This window comes from Comamonas kerstersii (assembly GCF_008801935.1).
GTDB lineage: Bacteria > Pseudomonadota > Gammaproteobacteria > Burkholderiales > Burkholderiaceae_C > Comamonas > Comamonas kerstersii.
Genome location: NZ_VZOT01000008.1, coordinates 45,254 through 66,697, shown reverse-complemented (window position 1 = coordinate 66,697; position 21,444 = coordinate 45,254). Strand labels below are relative to the sequence as shown.

Here is a 21,444-nt window from a genome sequence, read left to right as displayed (position 1 = left end):
CAAGCTATCAGCACTACGGTTGCAAGCGCTCTTCCAGCGGTTTGGCCATGCCTTTCAGAAAGCGCCACACCACCTGGATGCGCGGCACCGTTCGCGACTCCTGCGGCATGCTCATCCAGAATGTTTTCTCGAAAGTGGCCGTATCTGGCAGCACGCGCTGCAGCAGCGGGTCCTTGTCCGCCAGAAATGCAGGCAGCACTGCCAGCCCTGCCCCTGCACGCACGGCTGCGTACTGCGCAGCAATGCTGGTGCTACGAAATACGTACTGCCGTGGCTTGTAAATCTGGGCCAGCAACTGCAGCTCCTTGGTGAAGAGCAAGTCATCCACATAGTCAATGAACTGGTGGTGGCGCAAATCCTCGCTGCTGCGCACCAGAGGTCTGCGTGCCAGGTACTGACGCTCGCCATACAGATATAGGTGGTAGTCCGCCAGCTTGCTCACCACCACCGTGCCCCGCTTGGGCCGCTCCAACGAAATCACGATGTCCGCCTCACGCCGTGACAGGTGCATCAGCCGGGGCAAGGCCAGCAGGTCTATGGAAAGCTTGGGGTACTGCCGGGCCAGCTGGGCCAAAGGTGCGGCCAGCAGTTGCACCCCCAGCCCTTCCGGCACTCCCACGCGGACCATGCCTGCCACCTCTGCCGCAGCTTTGGCCTGCGGCATGGACAGCTGCTCCATGCCACGCACGGCTTGCTCCATGGCCTGCGCCACAGGCCAAAGCTGCTGCCCGGCTGCATTGAGTCTGTGGCCCGAGGCCTCACGCACAAACAGCGGGCAGCCCATGTGCTGCTCCAGCGCCTGAATGCGCCGCGCCACCGTGGTGTGTTCCACGCCCAGTACGCGTGCAGCCCCGGCCAGCGTGCCGGTCTGCGCCAGCGCTGCAAAAAAACGCAAATGGTCCCAGTCCATATCCAGCAGTGTGCCTGTGCATTTATGCAAAGCCAAGGTGCGTAAACGCGTATTGCTGCAGCAGATTTGCACATCTAGGATGGCTTCCATACCCATGAAAACACTTGAGAAGGAGACAACAGCATGAATGCAGCAGCACAAGCCGGCGTACTGGCACCCAGCGTCAAACTCTTGATCAACGGCGAGTTTGTAGAGTCCAAGACCACGCAATGGCGCAATGTGGTCAACCCCGCCACCCAGGAGGTGCTGGCCCGCGTGCCCTTTGCCACGCCCGAGGAAGTGAATCTGGCCGTCAGCAATGCCAAGCAAGCTTTCAAGACCTGGCGCAAAACGCCCATTGGCACCCGCGCCCGCATCTTCCTGAAACTGCAGCAGCTCATCCGTGAAAACATGAAGGAGCTGGCCGCCCTGCTCACAGCCGAGCAAGGCAAGACCCTGCCTGATGCCGAAGGCGATGTGTTCCGTGGTCTGGAAGTGGTAGAGCACGCAGCCAGCATTGGCAACCTGCAGCTGGGCGAGCTGGCCAACAACGTTGCCAACGGGGTGGACACCTATACCCTGCTGCAGCCACTGGGCGTGTGTGCAGGCATCACCCCCTTCAACTTCCCGGCCATGATTCCGCTGTGGATGTTCCCCATGGCCATTGCCACGGGCAATACCTTTGTGCTCAAGCCTTCCGAGCAAGATCCACTGGTGACCATGCGCCTGTGCGAGCTGGCACTGGAAGCTGGCATCCCCCCCGGCGTGCTCAATGTGGTGCATGGCGGCGAGGACGTGGTCAACGCTATCTGCGACCACCCCGACATCAAGGCCATCAGCTTTGTGGGCTCGACCAAGGTGGGCACCCATGTCTACAACCGCGCCAGCCTCAACGGCAAGCGCGTGCAATGCATGATGGGCGCGAAAAACCACGCCATCGTGCTGCCTGATGCGAACAAGGAGCAAACGCTCAACGCCCTGGCTGGCGCAGCCTTTGGTGCGGCGGGCCAGCGCTGCATGGCCGTGTCCGTGGCGGTGCTGGTCGGCGAAGCCCAGAACTGGATCCCTGAGCTGGTGGAAAAAGCCAAGACGCTCAAGGTGTCCGCTGGCACCGAACCCGGCACCGACGTAGGCCCACTGGTCTCCTGCGCGGCGCTTTCCCGCGTGGAGGGGCTGATTGAACGTGGCGTTGCCGAAGGTGCCAAGCTGGAGCTGGATGGCCGCAGGCCCCAGGTGCCCGGCTATGAAAAGGGCAACTTCGTGGGCCCCACCATCTTCAGCGGTGTCCAACCCGGCATGAGCATTTACGACCAGGAAATCTTTGGCCCCGTGCTGTGCCTGGTCGCAGCTGACAGCATCGACGAAGCCATAGCCTTCATCAACGCCAACCCCAACGGCAACGGCACTGCCATCTTTACGCAGTCCGGCGCAGCGGCACGCAAGTTCCAGGAAGACATTGATGTGGGCCAGGTCGGCATCAATGTGCCGATTCCCGTGCCTGTACCCCTGTTCTCCTTCAGCGGCAGCCGCGCCTCCAAGCTGGGCGATCTGGGCCCTTACGGCAAGCAGGTCATCCTGTTCTACACCCAGACCAAGACCGTGACCGCACGCTGGTTTGACGACAGCACCACGGGCCAGGGCGTGAACACCACCATCAGCCTGAAGTAAACCCCAGGCCACAGCCCGCTCTGAGATGATGGAGGCATGCGAATGACTTCTCTCTTTCTCGGGCTGGCTGTGCTGGCCCCTGCCGCCGCATGGGCGCAAGCGGGTGCGGCCTGCGTGCCGGACAGCGCGGCTGCCGAACATGTCAACGCCTGTGCCGTGCAGCGCTTTCAGGCCATCGACAGCGCGCACCACATCCTCTATGGCGATGTGATGCGGGCCCTGTCTGCCAACGAGCGGCCGCTGCTGCGCAAGGAGCAGTCGGCCTGGAACCGCCAGCGCCACGCGACCTGCAAGGCACGCCATGCGGCCGATGAAGCAGCGGCTAACTGGCCACAGCGCTTGCATGACTGCCTGAGCGAGCTGACACAGGAACGGCGCCAGGATTTGATGCACTGGCTGCACCACGGCGCACCGGCCCAGCGCTAGCGCCGCACAACAGCCATGGAGAAGTTAAAGAAAAGCCGCTAACAGCGCCCAGCAGACCGTAGGTTTGCGCTTGAGACGAGGCGCGAAGCCGCAGACAGTACCAAGCGTACGGCAAGGCTTCGCAACAACGTATCAAGGGTGGTGTTAGCGGCGAAAAAGGAGACCACCATGGACTTTGAACTGAGCGAAGACCAGCGCGCCTTTGCCGACACTGCGCGCCAGTTTGCGCAAAGTGCCCTCGCCCCCCATGCGGCGCAGTGGGATGCGCAAGGCATCTTCCCGCGCGAAGCGATTGCACAGGCTGGAGAGCTGGGCTTTTGTGGGCTGTACGCACCAGAATCCATTGGCGGGCTGGCCCTGCCCCGGCTGGATGCCACGCTGGTGTTCGAGGAAATGGCCGCCGTGGACCCCAGCACCACGGCCTTTATCACTATCCACAACATGGCCACCTGGATGCTGGGTACCTGGGCAAGCGACGCGGTCAAGGCCGAATGGGGGCCACTGCTGACCAGCGGCCAGAAACTGGCCAGCTACTGCCTGACTGAGCCGGGCGCAGGCTCTGACGCGGCCTCGCTCAAGACCCGTGCCGAGCGTGTGGGCGACGCATACGTGATCAACGGTGCCAAGGCCTTTATCAGCGGCGCGGGCAGCACCGATGTGCTGGTGCTCATGGCACGCACGGGCGCAGCAGACTCTGGGGCCAATGGCATCAGCGCCTTTGCCGTGCCTGCGGATGCCCCTGGCATCAGCTACGGCAAGAAGGAAGAAAAAATGGGCTGGAACAGCCAGCCCACGCGCGTCATCAATTTCGACAAGGTGCGCATTCCCGCACACAACCTGCTGGGCAGCGAGGGCGAAGGCTTCAAGATCGCCATGAAGGGGCTGGACGGCGGGCGCATCAATATTGCCACCTGCTCGGTGGGCGCAGCCCAGGGCGCGCTCACGCAGGCGCAGCAGTACATGCAGGAGCGCAAGCAGTTCGGCAAGCAGCTGGCCAGCTTTCAGGCCTTGCAGTTCAAGCTGGCCGATATGGCGACCGAGCTGGTCGCCGCGCGCCAGATGGTGCGGCTGGCTGCCAGCAAGCTGGACGCAGGCGCACGCGACGCCTCCACCTACTGCGCCATGGCCAAGCGCTTTGCCACCGATGCGGGCTTTATGGTTTGCAACGAAGCCCTGCAACTGCACGGCGGCTATGGCTATCTGCGTGACTTTCCGCTGGAGCGCCTGCTGCGTGACGCCCGCGTGCACCAGATTCTGGAAGGCACGAACGAGATCATGCGCCTCATCATTGCGCGGCGCATGCTGGAGGCGGATGCACCGCAGGCCCTGCGCTAACACTATCAAAACAAAAGCTGCCAGCGCTTGAAATACCTGGTTTTCAGGCACAAAACATCTTGAAAGCTAATAAATACAAGCGCAAGCAGCTATCTATTTTTAATAAGGAGACAGCATGACAACGATTGCATTCATTGGCCTGGGCAATATGGGTGCGCCCATGGCCATCAACCTCGCCAAGGCTGGGAACGACGTGCGCGCCTTTGACCTGTCCAGAGAGGCCATTGCCAAAGTCGTGGCCGAAGGGGGAACAGCTGCCGTCAGCGCACAGGATGCCGTGGAAGGCGCCAAGGTGGTCATCACCATGCTGCCCGCCAGCCCGCATGTGGAAGCGCTATTCCTCGGCAAGGACGGCGCACCCGGCCTGCTGACCCATATCGCCCCCGGCACGCTGGTCATTGACAGCTCCACCATTGCCGCCGCCAGCAGCCAGAAAGTGGCCAAGGCGGCCGATGCAGCAGGTATTGACTTCATGGATGCACCCGTCTCCGGTGGCACTGGCGGGGCCATTGCTGGCACATTGACCTTCATGGTGGGCGGCACAGCCTCGCAGCTCGAGCGCGCCAGGCCTTATCTGGAAAAAATGGGGGCCAACATCTTCCACGCAGGCCCTGTGGGCGCAGGCCAGACGGCCAAGATCTGCAACAACATGCTGCTGGGCATTTTGATGATTGGCACCAGCGAGGCCATTGCCCTGGGCGTAGCCAACGGGCTGGACCCCAAGGTACTGTCCGAAATCATGCGCCGCAGCTCAGGCGGCAACTGGGCGCTGGAGAAATACAACCCCTTCCCCGGCGTGCATGAGAACGCCCCTGCCAGCAAGGGCTACGCAGGCGGCTTTGGCACCGACCTGATGCTCAAGGACCTGGGGCTGGCCCAGGAAAATGCCAGCCACGTCAAGGCCAGCACCCCACTGGGTGGACTGGCCCGTTCCATTTACGCGCAGCACAGCCTCAAGGGCAATGGTGGGCTGGACTTTTCCAGCATCATCCAGGCCTTCCAGCCCCGGGCCTAGGCGCAAGCCATTACGCTGCCCCACCGGCGAGAAGATGCAAAAAGCCAGCTGGAACATATCCAGCTGGCTTTTTTTGCAAGTGCTATGTACCTGCTTCGGACCTGTCTATGCAGCCGCCTTATCGCAAGCTGTGTGCCTTGCACAGGGCGCATCGGTTTTTGATGGCTGCTGTACTGGTGCCGTGGCGCGGCTCAGAGGCAGCACCATGCACATGCCCCACTGCCTGGCGGTGGTGCGCAGCACACGCAACACTTGCTGCGACGGCGCAGCCTGCACAAACGGTCTGGTGGTCGGTGTCATGGTCCTCCTCCTTGCAGCAGCGAGAGCGCAGGCTGCTTATTACTTCACGTAAATCTGGTCAAAGCTGCCGCCATCGGCAAAGTGTGCCTTGTCCGCCTTGGCCCAGCCACCAAAGGCCTGGTCAATGGTGAACAGCTCCAGCTGGGGGAACTGCTGCGCAAACTCGGCCTTGATCTTGTCGTTGGTCGGGCGGTAGTAGTTGCGCGCTGCAATCTTCTGGCCTTCCTCAGAGTACAGGTACTCCAGATAGGCCTGCGCCACCTCACGTGTGCCCTTCTTGTCTACGACTTTGTCTACCACGGCAACGGTAGGCTCGGCCAGAATGGAAATCGAAGGTGCCACGATTTCAAACTTCTCGGGGCCAAACTCCTTCAGTGCCAGAAAGGCTTCGTTCTCCCAGGCCAGCAGCACATCACCCACGCCACGCTGCACAAAGGTGATGGTGGAGCCACGCGCGCCGGTGTCCAGCACGGGCACGTTTTCGTAGAGCTTTTTCACAAACTCCTTGGCCTTGGCTTCATCGCCACCGTTTTTGCGCTTGGCAAATTCCCAGGCCGCCAGGTAGTTCCAGCGTGCGCCGCCCGAAGTCTTGGGGTTGGGCGTAATCACCTGCACGCCGGGCTTGACCAGGTCATCCCAGTCTTTCAGGTTCTTGGGGTTGCCTTTTTTGACGAGAAACACAATCGTCGATGTGTAAGGCGCGCTGTTCAGGGGCAGCTTCTGTTGCCAGTCAGCCGCCAGGTGGTTGCCGTTCTTGACCAGGGCATCAATATCACCCGCCAGCGCCAGCGTGGCCACATCGGCGTCAATGCCGTCAATGATGGAGCGCGCCTGTTTGCCCGAGCCGCCGTGCGACTGCTTGACGCTCACGTCCTGGCCGGTTTTTTCCTTCCAGTGCTTGGCAAATGCCTTGTTGTAGTCCACATACAGCTCACGGGTCGGGTCGTAGGAGACATTGAGCAGGGTCACGGGCTCAGCAGCGAAAGATGGCACTGCGCCCAAGGAGAAGCCCACCAGAAGGCTGAGGGCAACAGGAAACTTGATAAAGTTGCGGCGATTTTTCATGTTCTGCTTTCTTGGGAATGTGGTGACAAAACGGTGCGTTGCGGTGCTTTTTGTTCGTCGCCTTGCATTCTGAAAGCAAGATTTCAAAACTTAAACCAATAAGATTTCAGTTCTTTATTACCTAAACATCTGAAATCCATAGAGGAACCCCATGGCACGTACTGTTCATTGCATCAAACTGGGTCAAGACGCTGAAGGTTTGGACTTTCCACCCTACCCCGGCGAGCTGGGCAAGCGCATTTTTGAAAATGTGAGCAAGCAAGCCTGGGCCGACTGGCTCAAGCACCAGACCATGCTGGTCAACGAAAACCGCCTGAACCTGGCCGATGCCCGTGCCCGCCAGTACCTCGCCCGTCAAATGGAAAACCACTTCTTTGGCAGCGGCGCAGACGCTGCGGCGGGATATGTCCCGCCATCGGCGTAATGCAATGAAGCCGATCAAGAAGGGGTTTGAACAAAACCACTTTTTTGGCAGCGGCGCAGACGCTGCGGCGGGATATGTCCCGCCATCGGCGTAATGCAATGAAGCCGATCAAGAAGGGGTTTGAACAAAACCACTTCTTTGGCGCCGCTGCCGATGCAGCGGCAGGCTACGTGCCTCCCAGCGCGTAATTGCGCCTGCAGCACTGCCTGCCCCAAAGCCCATCCCCAAACGGATGGGCTTTTTTGTAGCGGCATGCCCTTGCACGCACAGCAAAGGCCTGGACTCGGTCCATAATCACAAGTTTTGGATTCCGTGGGAGAGCGAGGCAGCCTTATCCGGCCCACCTCCGCCGAAGGCGCAAACTCCCATAATCGCTCAGGCACAAGTACCACGGAACACATACGCCGACTGGAGAGCAGCCGGGGTCAGCACTGACCAGCCGGTTCACCGAAGGGGCAAGCGCACCCATGCCGAAACAGGGGTTGCGCAAAAACTCTCAGGTAAAAGGACAGCGGGAGAGGCTTATTCCATGCCCCACAAGCCTCTTGCCACTGGCAGGCTGCTGGCGCGTGGACTCACCCGTCATGTGTCACTGTGTCCACCTTGCTTGACTTTCTGCATTCCGTCTTCAGCACCCAGCTGAACGTCATTCTGGTCATCTACCTGATCGCCATCACCGCCGAAGCCATGTCTGGCGCGCTTGCTGCCGGGCGGCGCAATATGGATATTTTTGGCGTGGTCGTGATTGCCTTTGTCACCGCACTGGGCGGCGGCACCATCCGTGACATGGTGCTGGGCAACTACCCCATTGGCTGGACGCAGCACCCTGCCTATGTCTATCTGGTGGTGTCTGCCGGTCTGTTGACCACCATCATTGCGCGCTACATGCAGCGCATGAAGCATCTGTTCCTGCTCATGGATGCCATGGGCCTGATTGCTTTTTCGCTGATTGGCAGCGATGTGGCCATCAAGCTCGGCTATGACCCGCTGGTCGTGGTCATGGCAGGCATGATCACCGGCATCAGCGGCGGCATTTTACGCGATGTGCTGTGCAACCAGGTGCCCGTGGTCTTCCGCCGTGAGCTGTACGCCAGCGTCTCCATGATCGTCTGCCTGCTGTATCTGGGCCTGCAGTGGCTGCAGGTGCCGCTGGGCATCAGCACGGCACTGTGCTTTGCTGGCGGCCTGGCGTTGCGTCTGGCAGCCATCCGCTTTGGCTGGCGACTGCCCGTGTTTTCCTACCAGCAGCGCTGGGAGTAAATTTCGTTGCTGCACTGATTGACTGCGTTTCATGCCTGCCTCTTTTGCCTCCTGCCCTCTTCACCCTGACCTGCTTGCCTGGCAAGGCCGCACCTGCTGGCGCATGCTCAGCACGGACTTTGCGCAGGGCCAGCACTTTCTGCAGGCATGGGCAGCGTGGCAGGCCGATGCGCAGCGCAGCCAGTTGCTGCATTTCACCGGCATCCTGGCGCAGCCGCTGGCTGCAGATGCCGTGCTGGCGCAAGCCCCTGCAGCATGTACAGCGCAAGCCCGGGAGCTGGCACAGCAGCTGTACGGGCTGCTGCCCGGCGTGCACCGCCTGAGCTTTGCACAAGGCCGTGTGCTGCTGACGCTGTGGGTGGGCGACGCCCAGACCATGCTGCGCCAGCAGACCAGCACAGCCGATGCTCTGCTGCTGCACCCTGAATTTCTGACCGACGCCTACAGCGTCAAAGCCCTGGCGCGCCACTGCCAGCGTGGCAGCGTGCTGCAGCTCAGTCAGCCTTCAGCGCCACTGCAGCAGGCACTGCAAGCTGCTGGCTTTGCCCTCGCAGATGGCCACGAGCCGCCACTGGCGCACTACGCACCGCGCTGGGAGCCTCGCAAGCGCAGTGCTGGGGAACACGAAGCTGTCACTCAGCCGGGCACAGCACTGGTCATCGGCGCGGGGCTGGCTGGCAGCGCCGTCGCGCGCAGCCTGGCCGTGCGCGGCTGGCAGGTCACCGTGCTCGGCGCAGGGGATGAACCGGCCGATGGTGCATCTGGCCTGCCTGCGGGCTTGTTCTGCCCCCATGTCTCGCCCGACGACAGCGTACTCTCACGCCTGTCACGCAATGGGGTGCGGCTGACGCTGCAGCGCCTGCGCGACCTGTGCGAAAAAGATCAGGACTGGGGCCTGAGCGGCGTGCTCGAGCACTGCACCGATGGCGGCACAGGCCTGCCTGCCAGCTGGGCCAACGGCCCCGGCGCGCAATGGAGCCATGCCACCACCGCAGCGCAGCTACAGACCGCAGGGCTGGATGCCGACACCATCGCCTGCTGGCATGCACAGGCGGGCTGGGTGCGGCCTGCGCAGCTGGTCAAGACCCAGCTGGCGCATCCTCAGATTCGTTTTCAGGGCAACACGCAGGTGAACCGCCTGGCTCGCAGCGAAGGCGGTCAGTGGCAGGCGCTCGACAATGCTGCTCAGGTGATCGCCCAGGCAGATCTGCTCATACTCGCCTGTGGCCCTGCCACACCTGCCCTGCTGCCAGACGGCATGCAGTGGGAGCTGCAGTCACTGCGCGGACAGATCAGCTGGGGCTGGCACACAGCTGCCAATGCCACAGCGCTGCCGCCCTTTCCCGTCAACGGCAATGGCAATCTGGTCACGCATGTCCCCATGCAGGGTGGCCATGCCTGGGTCATGGGCTCTACCTTTGAGCGCGATGTGGACACCATGCCCATCAGCCAGGCCGATCAGGACGCCGCCCATGCCGTCAATTACGACAAGCTCTCCACCCTGCTGCCACGCAGCGCGCCGGTGTTGCAACCTTGGTTTACGCCCGGAGACGAGCACTGCCAGCCCACCTGGGGCCGTGTGCGCTGCGCCAGTCATGACCGCCTGCCCATTGCAGGGCCCGTCAGCCAGGCTGCGCCCGGGCTCTGGGCCAGCACAGCCATGGGCGCGCGAGGCCTGACCCTGTCTGTGCTCTGTGGCGAACTCATCGCGGCCCAGCTGCATGGCGAGCCTTTGCCACTGGACCACAGGCTGGCCCAGCACCTGGGCACAGAGCGCCTGGCGCGCAGTATCAAAAAAGAGAGCTGCTAGCTCATATAAACCCTTGTTTTCAAAATAGAAAGTACCTCAACCCCTGAATTTTCCTGCGGTATAAGCTACATTTTTGTTTTTCTTATTTCTCAGACCATGTATACCGCTCTCAAACACTCCCACATGCTGCTGGCCGTGCTCACGCTGCTGGCGTCGATAGCCTTTGTACTCATGGCCTGGAAGGCAGCGCCTGCAGCACGCAGCCCACTGGCCTATGTGTTCACCCGTATCTTTGGCGGCCTGGCCGCGCTCACAGGACTGGCTGTGACCTTTGTCGGCCCCTGGCAGCAGATGATGTACCCCTACATCGGCCTGGTTCTGTTCGTGGTGCACGGTCTGTCTGCGGGTTTCGCGAAGCGTACCAGCGCCGTTGAACAGCTGACGCTGCGCCGCGGCCTGCTGGCATTGCAGCTGCTGATACTGCTAGCACTGTGTGCACTGATGGCCATCAAGCCTTTTTAAGTCATTGACTTAGCACAAGCGCCAAGCTCCTTCGGGAGCTTTTTTGCGCCGGTTTGCTGCAAACTGCGCAGATCTATATAACAAAAAGAGATAGTTCAAAAACAAAATAATATTTTGAAATCATAAAGAGCTTGCTTACAGTCCGCAGCCAGCGTGAGGCCTTCAGCCGTTGAATGCCTCTACCCACGACAGCGACTGCGCCATGTACCAATACACAGAATTCGACAAAGCATTCCTCAAGCAACGGGCCGCCCAGTTCCGTGACCAGCTCGAACGCTGGCAGACCGGCAAGCTCTCTGAAGACGATTTCCGTCCGCTGCGCCTGCAAAACGGCTGGTATGTGCAGCGCTACGCACCCATGCTGCGCGTGGCCATTCCCTACGGTGAAGTGAACAGCCAGCAAATCCGCGTGCTGGCCCGTGTGGCCCGTGAGTACGACGAGCCTGAAGCCGAAGTCTTCAAGGCCGCCATGGAAGGCCAGGGCAAACTGGGCACCAAGTTCCTGCCCACCCACTGCGCCCACTTCACCACCCGCACCAATGTGCAGTTCAACTGGATTCCCCTGTCCAAGGCTGCCGATGTGATGGAACTGCTGGCCACAGCCAATCTGCACGGCATCCAGACCAGCGGCAACTGCATCCGCAACACCACCACCGATGCGCTGGCGGGTATTGCCGTCGATGAAATCGTGGACCCCCGCCCCTACGCCGAAATCCTGCGCCAGTGGACCACCCTGCACCCAGAGTTCGCCTTCCTGCCCCGCAAGTTCAAGATTGCCATTTCGGGTGCCAAGGAAGACCGCGCAGCCACCGGCTGGCATGACGTGGGCCTGCACCTGGTCAAGAACGAAGCCGGTGAGATTGGCTTCAAGGTCTTCGTCGGTGGCGGCATGGGCCGCACGCCCGTCGTCGGCACGGTGATTCGTGAGTTCCTGCCCTGGAACCAGATCATGAATTACATCGAAGCCATTGTGCGCGTGTACAACGAGCTGGGCCGCCGCGACAACAAATACAAGGCGCGCATCAAGATTCTGGTCAAGGCCGAAGGCCAGGCCTATATCGATGCCGTGGAAGAAGAGTACCGCCAGATTCTGGAGGTGGACGGTGGCCCCCACACCATTCCACAGGCCGAGTTTGACCGCGTAGCGGCCTGCTTTGTGGACCCAGTCCTGCCAGAGATTGCCGATGTCAACCCATCGCTTGCAGAGCAGGCACTGATTGATTACGCCGCCAAGACGCCCGCTTTTGCCCGCTGGCTGACACGCAATGTGCACCAGCACCGCAATCCGCAGCTGCGCGCCGTGACGCTGTCCTTCAAACGCCCCGGCCAGGCCCCCGGTGATGCATCCGCCTTGCAGCTGGAAGCACTGGCGGAACTCATGGACCAGTTCTCCGCAGGTGAGGCACGCATCACCCACGACCAGAACGTGGTCCTGCCCTGGGTGCATGTGAGCCAGCTGACCGCGCTGTACGAAGCCGCACGCGCGCTGGGACTGGCCAGCGCCAATGTGGCCCTGCTGACCGACATGATTGCCTGCCCCGGTGGCGACTTCTGCGCACTGGCCAATGCCCGCAGCCTGCCAATTGCCGAAGCCATCACCCAGCGCTACCAGGATCTGGACGAGCTGGACGACATTGGCGACATCGACCTGCACATCAGCGGCTGCATCAACTCCTGCGGTCACCACCACAGCGGCCACATCGGCATTCTGGGCGTGGATAAGGACGGCAAGGAGTGGTACCAGGTCACGCTGGGCGGCTCGGACGGCTCCAAGCTCTCGGGCGACACCGTCGCTGGCAAGGTGATTGGCCCCTCCTTCTCTGCAGCCGAAGTGCCTGATGTGCTCGAAGCCGTCTTGACCACTTACCGCGACCTGCGCACACAGGGCGAGCGCTTTATCGACACCGTTCGCCGTGTGGGGCTGGACCCCTTCAAGGAAGCGGGCAAGGCTGCGCGCCACCCCGCGCCTGAAGCCGTAGAAGCCGTCTGAATACCAAGAGAAGAACAAGGATTGAATGATGAAAATCTTGGCCCATACCGACTACCAGAGTCCCGCCGAGAGCGGCAACGGCATCCTGGTGCTTGCCAATGACGTGAATGTGCTGGATGTGAATCTGGACGGCGTCACACAGATTGACCTGCACTTTCCCGCCTTTACCGATGGCCGCGCCTTCACACAGGCCTACCTGCTGCGCCGCCGCCGCAAGTTTGCAGGTGACATCCGCGCCACGGGCGATGTGCTGATTGACCAGCTGGTGCAGATGTACCGCACAGGCTTTAGCACCGCCGTGCTGCGCGAAGGCGTAGACCAGGCTGATGCACAGCGCCAGTTTGAGCGCTTCAGCGGCTTCTATCAGGCCGACGCCGTCAACCCCAAGCCCCATTTTGTGGAGGCGGCATGAGCCAGCTCGACCTTGCCAAAGTCAATGCCGCACTCGGCCACGATGCAGAAGGTCTGGTGCGCTGGGCACTGGGTCTGAACAAGCGCGCCATTGTCACGACCAACTTTCGCCCGTTTGAGGCCGTGATCCTGCACATGGTCAGCCAGGTACAGCCCGATGTGCCCGTGATCTGGATGGACAACGGCTACAACACGCCGGCCACCTACCAGTTTGCCGACGCCGTCACCCAGCAGCTGGGCCTGAACCTCAAGATCTACCTGCCGCTGCGCTCACGTGCCCACCGCGAGGCCGTGGAAGGCCCGACACCAGCGCTGGATGACCCACGCCACGCGGCTTTCACCGAAGAAGTGAAGCTCGAGCCTTTTGCCCGCGCACTGCGCGAGACCCAGCCTGAAGTCTGGTTCACCGCCCTGCGTGCCACGGACAGCGCCGTGCGTGCGCAGATGGAGCCCGTGAGCATCAACCCGGATGGCCTCATCAAGGTCGCACCGCTGCTGCACTGGTCGTCCAAGGACTTGTACGAATACTGCGAAAAGCACGGCCTGCCCAATAACTTCGACTACGTCGATCCGACCAAGGGCGAAGAGCAGCGCGAATGCGGTTTGCACCTTGCGCATTAAAAAAGTGAGCTACGAGCGCTTGCCAGACAAGCGCTAACGGCCAATTTTGTTGGAAAGTGTATTTATGAACGCCCGTGTGGAAAACCAAGTGCTGAGCCAGCTCAGCAACCGCCACCTGGATGCGCTGGAAGAAGAAACCATCTTCATCCTGCGCGAAGTGGCAGCCGCCTTTGAACGCCCCGCCCTGCTGTTTTCGGGCGGCAAGGATTCGCTGGTCATGCTGCGCTGTGCGGAAAAAGCTTTTGGCCGTGGCCGCCTGCCCTATCCGCTGCTGATGATCGACACGGGCCATAACTTTCCAGAAGTCACCGCATTCCGCGACTTTCGCGCCAAGGAGCTGGGCGCGGAGCTGATCGTGCGCAGCGTGGAAGACTCCATGGCCCGTGGCACGGTGCGCCTGGCCCACCCCGATGAGCCCCGCAATGCGCACCAGTCGGTCACGCTGCTGGAAGCCATTGAGGAATTCCGCTTTGACGCACTGATTGGCGGCGCACGCCGCGATGAGGAAAAGGCCCGCGCCAAGGAACGCATCTTCAGCCACCGCGACAGCTTTGGCCAGTGGCAGCCCAAGGCCCAGCGCCCCGAGCTGTGGACGCTGTTCAACACCCGCATTGCACCCGGTGAGCACTTCCGCGTGTTCCCCATCAGCAACTGGACGGAGCTGGACGTGTGGCAGTACATCGAGCGCGAGAACATCGCCCTGCCCAGCCTCTACTACAGCCACAAGCGCAACGTGGTGGAGCGCAAAGGCCTGCTGGTGCCTGTGACCGAACTCACCCCACCCAAAGACGGCGAAGCAGTGGTCGTGCGCGATGTGCGCTTCCGCACCCTGGGTGACATCACCTGCACCTGCCCGGTCGAGAGCAAGGCCGCCACTGCGGCAGACATCGTGATCGAAACGCTGGCTGCTGAAGTGAGCGAGCGAGGCGCCACCCGCATGGACGACAAGACCAGCGAGGCCTCCATGGAAAAGCGCAAGAAAGACGGGTATTTCTGATGACTACACAAACCATAGCTGCCAGCGCAGGAACAGCAAGCGCTACAGGCCAATTTGAGCCATATTCTGACCATGCCTCTGCCCTGCGCTTTATCACCTGCGGTTCTGTGGACGATGGCAAATCCACACTGATTGGCCGCCTGCTGGTAGACACCCGCGCCGTGCTGCAAGACCAGCTGGCGGGCGTGACCAAGTCGGGCGAAACCGATCTGGCCATGCTGACCGATGGCCTGTCTGCCGAGCGCGAGCAAGGCATCACCATTGACGTGGCCTACCGCTACTTCAACACCGATGCGCGCAAGTTCATCATTGGCGATGCGCCCGGCCATGAGCAGTACACCCGCAATATGGTGACAGCTGCTTCCAGCGCCGACGCTGCCGTGGTGCTGGTGGATGCCACCAAGCTGGAGTGGCAAAACCCGCAGCTCGCCCTGCTGCCGCAAACCCGCCGCCACAGCCTGCTGGTGCACCTGCTTCGCGTGCATTCGCTGGTGTTTGCGGTGAACAAGCTCGATGCCGTGGCTGACCCTGCGCAGGCCTTTGCCAACATCCAAGGCGCACTGCAGCGCTTTGCGCAAGAGGCTGGCATCGCTGTGACCGCCACCATCCCTGTCTCGGCGCTCAAGGGCTACAACGTGGTCAACCGCGAGGCCGGATGGGCAGGCTATGAAGGCCCGAGCCTTTTGCAACTGCTGGAGCAGCTGCCAAACACCCCTGCAGACACCGATCTGCCGCTGGCTTTGCCTGTGCAGTGGGTGGAAAAGTTCCACGACAGCGCCATCACCACCGAAGGCCGCCGTGTGTTCTGGGGCCGCGTGGCCGCAGGCCAGGCCCAGGTGGGCGCGCAGGTGCAGATTCTGCCCAGCGGCCAGCTGGCCACCATTGCCAAGGTCATTGACCATGCGCGTGCACCCAAGGAGGTCGTTGCGGGCCTGTCCGCAGGCATCACGCTGGACCGCGAAGTGGATGTCTCGCGCGGTGACTGGATCGTGGCTGCGCCCGTGCAGGCCGAAGTGGCAGACGATGACTTTGACACCCCCGCTGCCCAGCCCGCCTGGCCTGCCAGCCGCAATCTGACTGCCACCATTGCCTGGATGGACAATGAGCCACTCGTGCCCGGTCGCGTGTACTGGGCGCTGCATGGCCACCGCTGGGTCAAGGCCAAGGCGCAGCGTGTGGTGCACCGTCTGAATATCAACACCCTGCAAGAAGAAGCTGCCACGCAGCTGGAGCCCAACGCCATTGGCGTGGTGGAGCTGCTGCTGCAGGAGGCGATTCCCTCAGCCAGCTTTGCACATGCACGTGCATTGGGGTCTTTGATCCTGGTGGACACTGCCAGCAACGCCACCGCCGCAGCCGTACTGGTTCGCTGATCTGCGACAAACCAGAGCGCTGCACGTATAAATCTGCCGCCCGTCATGGCACGGCGGCAGAAAAAACCTAGAATTGCGGGTTACACCTGAACTCCACTGCATAAGAAGAATCCCTCATGACACACGTCGTCACCGAAAACTGCATCAAGTGCAAATACACCGACTGCGTGGACGTTTGCCCCGTGGACTGCTTCCGCGAAGGCCCAAACTTCCTCGTGATTGACCCCGATGAGTGCATTGACTGCGCAGTCTGCATTCCCGAGTGCCCAGCCAACGCCATCTTTGCAGAAGAAGACGTTCCTGCCGATCAGCTAGCCTTCATCAAGCTGAACGCCGAACTGGCTGTGGCCAAGGGCTGGAAGAGCATTACCAAGCGTAAGGCTTCCCTGCCTGATGCCGACGAATGGAACGGAAAGGCAGGTAAGCTCGAACTGCTGGAGCGTTAAGCCCCCGTTTCGATCTGACACTTTCGATCTGAACAGCCCCAGCAATGGGGCTTTTTAATTGCCGGATACGCCTATGACCACCGAACACCTGAACCCTTGTGCCGCCATTGCAACCGACGTCGCCGTCATAGGCGCAGGGGCAGCGGGCATGTTTCAGGTGTTCCAGCTCGGGCTGCAGGGCCTGCATGTCCATCTGATTGACGCCTTGCCCCATCTGGGCGGCCAGTGTGCCGAGCTGTATCCGCACAAGCCCATTTATGACCTGCCCGGCATCAAGACCTGCACCGGTGCCGAACTGGTAGAGCGCCTGCGTGAGCAGATCGCCCCATTTGCCCCCACGCTGCATCTGGGCCAACAGGTCCAGACGCTGCAGCAGCAGGACGATGGCCGCTGGCTGCTGGGCACTACCGCAGGCACACAGTTGCTGGCCAAGGCCGTGGTGATTGCGGCAGGCGTAGGCTCCTTTGTGCCCAAGACCATCAAGGTCGAAGGCATTGAAGCCCTGGTCGGCCACAGCGTGCACTACCACCCGGCCGATCTTGGCCGCCTGTCACTGCAAGGCCAGCAGGTACTGGTGCACGGTGGTGATGAGCTGGCCGTGCAGGCTGCCATCGATGCACTGGCCTACCAACCCGCCAGCGTGACCCTGATGCACCGCCGCGCCGTGTTCACCGCCCCGCAGCCACTGCTCGATCAGCTGCAGGCCCTGCAGGACGCTGGCCGCATTCAGGTGCTGGCTGCCCAGCCTGTTGCGCTGCAGGCGACAGGCACGCAGCTGCAAAGCGTGGAAGTCAGCCTGCCCGATGGCAGCACGCAGACCCTGCCCGTGCAGCAGTGGCTGGCCTACCAGGGCATTTCGCCCAAGCTCGGCCCCGTGGCGGACTGGGGTCTGGAGCTGGTGAAAAAACAGCTACCCGTGCATACCGGCACTTTTGTGACCGAAGCACCCGGCATCTATGCCGTGGGCGACATCAACACCTACCCCGGCAAACGCAAACTGCTGCTGTGCGCCTTCCATGAAGCCACGCTGGCGGCGTTTTCCATTGTGGAATATCTGACGGGTGAGCCTGTGCTGCTGCAATACACCACCACCAGCACCAAGCTGCATGAGCGGCTGGGTGTCGCTCACCCCTGACAAGCAGGCGGCCTCGAACGCAAGGTCACGCACATACAGGTCAACGCACAGGCAGAAACGGCAGGATAGGCCCTACCACCAAGCTTTGCGTAAAGCTGATGGCCGAGCGCCGCACCTGCTCCGTGCCCATGCTGGCCACCAGATCCAGCCGCGCGATGATCTTGCCCATCTCGCGCTCAAAGCTCAGGTTGCGGTCTGCCGCGCCCATGTGGTTGGACAGCAGCAGAAACTCCCCACCCGGCCCCCTGCGCGTATTGAGCACCCAGTTGGCAATTTCTACATTGCGCGCCGCGTTGTAGACACGCTGGGGGTGAATGCGGTCCACCAGCGTAAAGCGGGTCTTGCCCCCATGGGCCGTCACCAGCGTATTGCCCAGCGCGTAAATCAATGCGCCCACGCGGTCTCCGGCAAAGTCCGGGCTTAGCGCAACGTTGAGCGCCTGCACATCGTGCAAGCCCTCCAGGTCGTGCCAGCCCTGCTGCTCCAGCACCGCCAGCCGCACATAGGCCACCGCAGCTTCCTGTGAGGCCGCCGTCTTGCGCCATTCTCGCGGGTTGCGGCGGTAGAGCTTTTCTGCCAGCAGCCACAGGCTGTTCAGGTTCTCCTGCATGGCCAGCGTGGCAAGGCGGCTGTTATCGGACTGCAGCATTTCCTGCATGGAAAAGCGCTCGCCCTTGACCTGCCCGTGCGGGGCCTGCACCGACGAAGCACAGCCTGCCAGAAATAGCGCGGCCACTGCCGCACAAAACGGAAGTGGCCAGCGTGGCTTGCAGGATGTAGACAAAACCATGTGCTGCAGCATAGCAAAGGCATCTGCGGTGGCATGCGGCGAACTGTCATAGATTGTCGGCAACGCGCGCGCTTTTTGACTTTTCTCAGAGGACTGCATGCAGCCCCGATTTTTTGGGCTATTACGCAAATAATGCTAAAAATCTGTATGTCAGTTTCATGCGCAGCCCATCATCAGGGGTAGATCACCGTATATTGCGTATTACTTTCCACACTGCCCGCATCTGGCGTACCCTCCGCATAATATTGTGTGAAATATGTCAAAACCGCACCGCGGTTTTTCACAGGGACAAACTTTACGTCCTGCGCATCTACGCCTTCATTGAGTTTTACCGGCGCCAAATCATCATTGAGAATCTGCAGTTCCACATTCTGTGCAGTTCCCAGATTGATCAGGCGATTGTTCTTATGTGAGGTATTGGCGCCAGGCTCAAAGAAGACGCCCACCCCTTCCAGATCTTCGTCACAGTTGCTCAGACGGATGCGAAATGGCGTGCGCCCTGAGGTTTCGCCGCTTTTCATCAGGGTTTCCACAGCGATGGTGGGCAATTTCACGGAAAAATCAGGACTGCCATCATTAATGGTACAGGTCTGACTGGTAATCATCCCTGTATAAGTAATCGTGCCACCTTCTGCCATGGCGCAAGTATGAAAAGATACGGCCATCAGTGCCGATACCACCATATATTTTTTTTATTCTTCATAAGCTTGTTTATTACCATCGGGGTGTGATTCAAGCACCATAAATGGATGGACTGCCATTGGCTGCTTGCAGCCACCGCTTCCATGCGTCAGACAAACGCTCGTATGTACTGGTCAGCGCTGCCGGGCCTGTGTGCCGCAGAGCGCAGGGTCTGTACGCTCAGCAGCGCAGCTGCCCCCACCCCACCCGTTAGGATCTCTAAACTCACTGTAGGGGCATTAACGACATCGCCAGACAAGACGTCCGCCATCGCCCAGAATCCGCTGCAAGCACTTCCACACTAGAGGGCCGCTGAGACAGCGGCTTTTTTGTTGGCGGTGCATTTGGCATGGTCCGTACAGTCCTGCAGGCTGTGCGGACCTTTGAACTGGATTCCCAACCGCTCGTTTATGTCCGCAGACTCCACCGCGTCTTCTTTGCGCCGCAGCCTCAAAGCTCGGCACATGTCCATGATCGCCATTGGCGGCTCCATCGGTACAGGTCTTTTTGTGGCCTCCGGTGCCACCATTTCGCAGGCTGGCCCCGGCGGCGCCCTGCTGGCTTACTGCGTCATCGGTCTGATGGTGTACTTCCTGATGACCAGCCTGGGCGAGATGGCCTCGCACCTGCCCGTCTCAGGTTCGTTTGCCACCTATGGTGCCAAGTATGTGGACGAAGGCTTTGGCTTCGCGCTGGGCTGGAACTACTGGTACAACTGGGCCGTCACCATTGCCGTGGACCTGGTGGCCGCCCAGCTGGTCATGGCCTACTGGTTCCCTGAGGTCAACGGCCTGCTATGGAGTGCCATCTTCCTGGCGCTGATGTTTGGCCTGAACGCGCTGAGCGCGCGGGGCTTTGGCGAGTCGGAATTCTGGTTTGCGGCCATCAAGGTCGTGACCGTGCTGGTCTTCATCGGCATTGGCCTGCTCATGGTGTTCGGCATCATGACCGGCGGCGCACCTGATGGCATCTGGGGCAATATTGCCAACTTCACGACGGGCGACGCCCCCTTTGCTGGTGGCTTTGCAGCCCTCATTGGCGTGGCCATGATTGTGGGCTTTTCCTTCCAGGGCACAGAGCTGATCGGCATTGCCGCTGGTGAGTCAGAAAACCCCGCCAAGAACGTGCCCCGCGCCGTGCGCAAGGTGTTCTGGCGCATTCTGCTGTTCTATGTGTTCGCCATCCTCATCATTGGCCTGCTCATTCCCTATACCGACCCCAAGCTGTTGCGCAACGACCTGGGCGACATCAGCGTCAGCCCCTTTACCCTGGTGTTTGAGCGCGCCGGTCTGCTGGGTGCGGCCGCTGTCATGAATGCCGTGGTGCTGACCTCGGTGCTGTCTGCCGGCAACTCCGGCATGTACGCCTCTACCCGCATGCTGTATGCGCTGGCCAAGCAAGGCATGGCCCCCAAGATCTTTGCCTATGTGAACAGCAATGGCGTGCCCATTCTGGCCCTGCTGGCCACCACGGTGATTGCGGCCCTGTGCTTTCTGACCAATGTATTCAGCCCTGAGGCCGTGTACATCTGGCTGCTGAACCTGTCTGGCATGTGCGGCTTTATCGCCTGGCTGGGCATTGCCATCAGCCACTACCGCTTCCGCCGCGCCTGCATCGTGCAGGGCTTTGACACCAACAAGCTCCCCTACCGCGCTGCGCTGTTCCCCATCGGCCCCGTGTTTGCCTTTGCGCTGTGCCTGATCATTACCCTGGGCCAGAACTACGAAGCCTTCCTGGCCGACACCATTGACTGGACTGGCGCCATTGCCACCTATATCGGCATTCCGCTGTTCCTGATCATCTGGTGGGGCTACAAGCTGGCCAAGGGCTCGCGCTTTGTGAAGCTCAAGGACATGGACATCAGCGGCACTCACTAAGCTGCATGCGCCACAGGCCACCCCCGCGCGGCCTTGCCCTTCCAAGCCCCACTTGCTGGGGCTTTGTTATTGTTGCACTCCGAAAAAAAGAGCTGTCAGCGCTTGGAATGACTGGGTTTCAGCCAAAAAACTTCCTGAAACCCAATAAACACCAGCACTGGCAGCTCTTTCTATGAGAGCACCTGCTCTTGGACGGCCCGAAATGGCCTGAAATGGCTTACACCGAACGCATCAGCCCGCCATCCACGCGAATGTTCTGGCCGTTGATATACGCCCCGCCTTCGCTGGCAAGGAAAGCAATCGTTGCCGCAATCTCTTCCACCGTGCCATAGCGCTGCATGGGCACGGCCGCGCGGCGCTCATCTTTTTCGGGCAGGCTGTTGTGCATTCTTTGTGCGGATGAACATCTTCACCGCGCTGCACGCCTAGATTGTCAAGACAGCACAGGGCTTCGTGCTCGCACACAAAT

22 protein-coding genes, 1 pseudogene and 1 riboswitch are annotated in these 21,444 nt (G+C 60.9%); of the genes and pseudogenes, 17 read left to right on the top strand and 6 right to left on the bottom strand.

Features of this window, described 5'->3' with window-relative positions:
- Window positions 1-13: 13 nt before the first annotated feature.
- Window positions 14-910 carry a LysR family transcriptional regulator gene (locus F7P80_RS11900; RefSeq protein WP_151045019.1) on the bottom strand — a complete coding sequence of 299 codons (897 nt, stop codon included), beginning with the start codon at window positions 908-910 and terminating at the stop codon, window positions 14-16.
- Window positions 911-1,033: 123 nt separating this feature from the next.
- Between F7P80_RS11900 and F7P80_RS11895 the strand changes: the two genes are divergently transcribed.
- The 4 genes from F7P80_RS11895 (at window position 1,034) to mmsB (ending at window position 5,333) form a co-directional block, all read left to right on the top strand.
- Entirely contained in the window at window positions 1,034-2,557 is a 1,524-nt protein-coding gene (locus tag F7P80_RS11895) for a CoA-acylating methylmalonate-semialdehyde dehydrogenase (protein ID WP_077345078.1), read from the top strand.
- A 42-nt stretch (window positions 2,558-2,599) separates the two neighbouring features.
- Window positions 2,600-2,983 (top strand): lysozyme inhibitor LprI family protein, encoded by a 384-nt coding sequence (locus F7P80_RS11890; protein ID WP_249041454.1) that lies wholly within the window; start codon window positions 2,600-2,602, stop codon window positions 2,981-2,983.
- Between the two features lie 168 nt (window positions 2,984-3,151).
- On the top strand, window positions 3,152-4,318 hold the full coding sequence (locus tag F7P80_RS11885) for an acyl-CoA dehydrogenase family protein (protein WP_151044955.1): 1,167 nt from the start codon (window positions 3,152-3,154) through the stop codon (window positions 4,316-4,318).
- A gap of 115 nt (window positions 4,319-4,433) precedes the next feature.
- Window positions 4,434-5,333, top strand: a complete 900-nt coding sequence (mmsB, locus tag F7P80_RS11880) for a 3-hydroxyisobutyrate dehydrogenase (protein WP_151044953.1) — start codon at window positions 4,434-4,436, stop codon at window positions 5,331-5,333.
- Between the two features lie 105 nt (window positions 5,334-5,438).
- Here the strand turns inward: mmsB and F7P80_RS11875 are convergent, their stop codons facing one another.
- Both F7P80_RS11875 and F7P80_RS11870 read right to left on the bottom strand, forming a co-directional pair.
- Window positions 5,439-5,633: a hypothetical protein gene (locus tag F7P80_RS11875; protein WP_130932729.1), complete on the bottom strand. Its 195-nt coding sequence runs from the start codon at window positions 5,631-5,633 to the stop codon at window positions 5,439-5,441.
- Between the two features lie 39 nt (window positions 5,634-5,672).
- Window positions 5,673-6,698 carry a sulfate ABC transporter substrate-binding protein gene (locus F7P80_RS11870; RefSeq protein ID WP_054067086.1) on the bottom strand — a complete coding sequence of 342 codons (1,026 nt, stop codon included), beginning with the start codon at window positions 6,696-6,698 and terminating at the stop codon, window positions 5,673-5,675.
- 151 nt (window positions 6,699-6,849) lie between these two features.
- Here F7P80_RS11870 and F7P80_RS11865 point away from each other — a divergent pair, with 151 nt between their 5' ends.
- The 12 genes from F7P80_RS11865 to F7P80_RS11815 all read left to right on the top strand — a co-directional run bounded on the left by F7P80_RS11865 (window position 6,850) and on the right by F7P80_RS11815 (window position 17,627).
- Window positions 6,850-7,122 (top strand): oxidative damage protection protein, encoded by a 273-nt coding sequence (locus tag F7P80_RS11865; RefSeq protein WP_054067085.1) that lies wholly within the window; start codon window positions 6,850-6,852, stop codon window positions 7,120-7,122.
- A gap of 26 nt (window positions 7,123-7,148) precedes the next feature.
- The gene (locus tag F7P80_RS16810; RefSeq protein WP_170265377.1) at window positions 7,149-7,310 is read left to right on the top strand and encodes a hypothetical protein; all 162 of its coding nucleotides are present in this window, start codon (window positions 7,149-7,151) and stop codon (window positions 7,308-7,310) included.
- Window positions 7,311-7,425: 115 nt separating this feature from the next.
- Window positions 7,426-7,523, top strand: a riboswitch (glycine riboswitch).
- Window positions 7,524-7,725: 202 nt separating this feature from the next.
- Window positions 7,726-8,382, top strand: a complete 657-nt coding sequence (locus tag F7P80_RS11860) for a trimeric intracellular cation channel family protein (protein ID WP_417034787.1) — start codon at window positions 7,726-7,728, stop codon at window positions 8,380-8,382.
- A 31-nt stretch (window positions 8,383-8,413) separates the two neighbouring features.
- A complete protein-coding gene (gene mnmC1 / locus F7P80_RS11855) occupies window positions 8,414-10,192 on the top strand; it encodes an FAD-dependent 5-carboxymethylaminomethyl-2-thiouridine(34) oxidoreductase MnmC1 (protein ID WP_151044951.1) in 1,779 nt (592 codons plus the stop codon).
- Between the two features lie 96 nt (window positions 10,193-10,288).
- Window positions 10,289-10,654, top strand: coding sequence for a hypothetical protein (locus F7P80_RS11850; RefSeq protein WP_151044949.1), 366 nt, complete (start codon window positions 10,289-10,291; stop codon window positions 10,652-10,654).
- Between the two features lie 202 nt (window positions 10,655-10,856).
- The gene (locus F7P80_RS11845; RefSeq protein ID WP_058880476.1) at window positions 10,857-12,644 is read left to right on the top strand and encodes a nitrite/sulfite reductase; all 1,788 of its coding nucleotides are present in this window, start codon (window positions 10,857-10,859) and stop codon (window positions 12,642-12,644) included.
- A gap of 28 nt (window positions 12,645-12,672) precedes the next feature.
- Window positions 12,673-13,056, top strand: coding sequence for a DUF934 domain-containing protein (locus tag F7P80_RS11840; RefSeq protein WP_054067105.1), 384 nt, complete (start codon window positions 12,673-12,675; stop codon window positions 13,054-13,056).
- Complete coding sequence (locus tag F7P80_RS11835) at window positions 13,053-13,676, top strand: phosphoadenosine phosphosulfate reductase domain-containing protein (protein WP_058880404.1); 624 nt, start codon at window positions 13,053-13,055, stop codon at window positions 13,674-13,676. Before F7P80_RS11840 ends, F7P80_RS11835 begins: the two co-directional genes overlap by 4 nt.
- A gap of 64 nt (window positions 13,677-13,740) precedes the next feature.
- A complete protein-coding gene (gene cysD, locus F7P80_RS11830) occupies window positions 13,741-14,673 on the top strand; it encodes a sulfate adenylyltransferase subunit CysD (RefSeq protein WP_054067080.1) in 933 nt (310 codons plus the stop codon).
- The gene (locus F7P80_RS11825; RefSeq protein WP_151044947.1) at window positions 14,673-16,046 is read left to right on the top strand and encodes a sulfate adenylyltransferase subunit 1; all 1,374 of its coding nucleotides are present in this window, start codon (window positions 14,673-14,675) and stop codon (window positions 16,044-16,046) included. Before cysD ends, F7P80_RS11825 begins: the two co-directional genes overlap by 1 nt.
- Before the next feature lie 116 nt (window positions 16,047-16,162).
- Entirely contained in the window at window positions 16,163-16,492 is a 330-nt protein-coding gene (gene fdxA, locus F7P80_RS11820) for a ferredoxin FdxA (RefSeq protein ID WP_151044945.1), read from the top strand.
- A 73-nt stretch (window positions 16,493-16,565) separates the two neighbouring features.
- Window positions 16,566-17,627, top strand: coding sequence for an NAD(P)/FAD-dependent oxidoreductase (locus F7P80_RS11815; protein WP_151044943.1), 1,062 nt, complete (start codon window positions 16,566-16,568; stop codon window positions 17,625-17,627).
- Between the two features lie 40 nt (window positions 17,628-17,667).
- Here F7P80_RS11815 and F7P80_RS11810 read toward each other — a convergent pair whose 3' ends face one another.
- Both F7P80_RS11810 and F7P80_RS11805 read right to left on the bottom strand, forming a co-directional pair.
- On the bottom strand, window positions 17,668-18,417 hold the full coding sequence (locus F7P80_RS11810) for a hypothetical protein (RefSeq protein ID WP_249041453.1): 750 nt from the start codon (window positions 18,415-18,417) through the stop codon (window positions 17,668-17,670).
- 173 nt (window positions 18,418-18,590) lie between these two features.
- The gene (locus F7P80_RS11805; RefSeq protein WP_170265376.1) at window positions 18,591-19,055 is read right to left on the bottom strand and encodes a fimbrial protein; all 465 of its coding nucleotides are present in this window, start codon (window positions 19,053-19,055) and stop codon (window positions 18,591-18,593) included.
- Between the two features lie 453 nt (window positions 19,056-19,508).
- Between F7P80_RS11805 and F7P80_RS11800 the strand changes: the two genes are divergently transcribed.
- Complete coding sequence (locus F7P80_RS11800; protein WP_077345120.1) at window positions 19,509-20,975, top strand: amino acid permease; 1,467 nt, start codon at window positions 19,509-19,511, stop codon at window positions 20,973-20,975.
- A 217-nt stretch (window positions 20,976-21,192) separates the two neighbouring features.
- On the opposite strand, the pseudogene F7P80_RS11795 reads toward F7P80_RS11800, so the two are convergent.
- Window positions 21,193-21,357 (bottom strand): annotated as a pseudogene (locus tag F7P80_RS11795) (SDR family oxidoreductase); the annotation flags it as partial.
- Window positions 21,358-21,444: the final 87 nt, after the last annotated feature.

What these genes read in the sequence shown, in the direction of transcription:
- F7P80_RS11900 (WP_151045019.1), bottom strand. Translation starts at nt 910, where the DNA reads ATGGACTGGGACCATTTGCGTTTTTTTGCAGCGCTGGCGCAGACCGGC.
- F7P80_RS11895 (WP_077345078.1), top strand. Translation starts at nt 1,034, where the DNA reads ATGAATGCAGCAGCACAAGCCGGCGTACTGGCACCCAGCGTCAAACTC.
- F7P80_RS11890 (WP_249041454.1), top strand. Translation starts at nt 2,600, where the DNA reads ATGACTTCTCTCTTTCTCGGGCTGGCTGTGCTGGCCCCTGCCGCCGCA.
- F7P80_RS11885 (WP_151044955.1), top strand. Translation starts at nt 3,152, where the DNA reads ATGGACTTTGAACTGAGCGAAGACCAGCGCGCCTTTGCCGACACTGCG.
- mmsB (WP_151044953.1), top strand. Translation starts at nt 4,434, where the DNA reads ATGACAACGATTGCATTCATTGGCCTGGGCAATATGGGTGCGCCCATG.
- F7P80_RS11875 (WP_130932729.1), bottom strand. Translation starts at nt 5,633, where the DNA reads ATGACACCGACCACCAGACCGTTTGTGCAGGCTGCGCCGTCGCAGCAA.
- F7P80_RS11870 (WP_054067086.1), bottom strand. Translation starts at nt 6,698, where the DNA reads ATGAAAAATCGCCGCAACTTTATCAAGTTTCCTGTTGCCCTCAGCCTT.
- F7P80_RS11865 (WP_054067085.1), top strand. Translation starts at nt 6,850, where the DNA reads ATGGCACGTACTGTTCATTGCATCAAACTGGGTCAAGACGCTGAAGGT.
- mnmC1 (WP_151044951.1), top strand. Translation starts at nt 8,414, where the DNA reads ATGCCTGCCTCTTTTGCCTCCTGCCCTCTTCACCCTGACCTGCTTGCC.
- F7P80_RS11850 (WP_151044949.1), top strand. Translation starts at nt 10,289, where the DNA reads ATGTATACCGCTCTCAAACACTCCCACATGCTGCTGGCCGTGCTCACG.
- F7P80_RS11845 (WP_058880476.1), top strand. Translation starts at nt 10,857, where the DNA reads ATGTACCAATACACAGAATTCGACAAAGCATTCCTCAAGCAACGGGCC.
- F7P80_RS11840 (WP_054067105.1), top strand. Translation starts at nt 12,673, where the DNA reads ATGAAAATCTTGGCCCATACCGACTACCAGAGTCCCGCCGAGAGCGGC.
- F7P80_RS11835 (WP_058880404.1), top strand. Translation starts at nt 13,053, where the DNA reads ATGAGCCAGCTCGACCTTGCCAAAGTCAATGCCGCACTCGGCCACGAT.
- cysD (WP_054067080.1), top strand. Translation starts at nt 13,741, where the DNA reads ATGAACGCCCGTGTGGAAAACCAAGTGCTGAGCCAGCTCAGCAACCGC.
- F7P80_RS11825 (WP_151044947.1), top strand. Translation starts at nt 14,673, where the DNA reads ATGACTACACAAACCATAGCTGCCAGCGCAGGAACAGCAAGCGCTACA.
- fdxA (WP_151044945.1), top strand. Translation starts at nt 16,163, where the DNA reads ATGACACACGTCGTCACCGAAAACTGCATCAAGTGCAAATACACCGAC.
- F7P80_RS11815 (WP_151044943.1), top strand. Translation starts at nt 16,566, where the DNA reads ATGACCACCGAACACCTGAACCCTTGTGCCGCCATTGCAACCGACGTC.
- F7P80_RS11810 (WP_249041453.1), bottom strand. Translation starts at nt 18,417, where the DNA reads ATGGTTTTGTCTACATCCTGCAAGCCACGCTGGCCACTTCCGTTTTGT.
- F7P80_RS11805 (WP_170265376.1), bottom strand. Translation starts at nt 19,055, where the DNA reads ATGGCAGAAGGTGGCACGATTACTTATACAGGGATGATTACCAGTCAG.
- F7P80_RS11800 (WP_077345120.1), top strand. Translation starts at nt 19,509, where the DNA reads ATGTCCGCAGACTCCACCGCGTCTTCTTTGCGCCGCAGCCTCAAAGCT.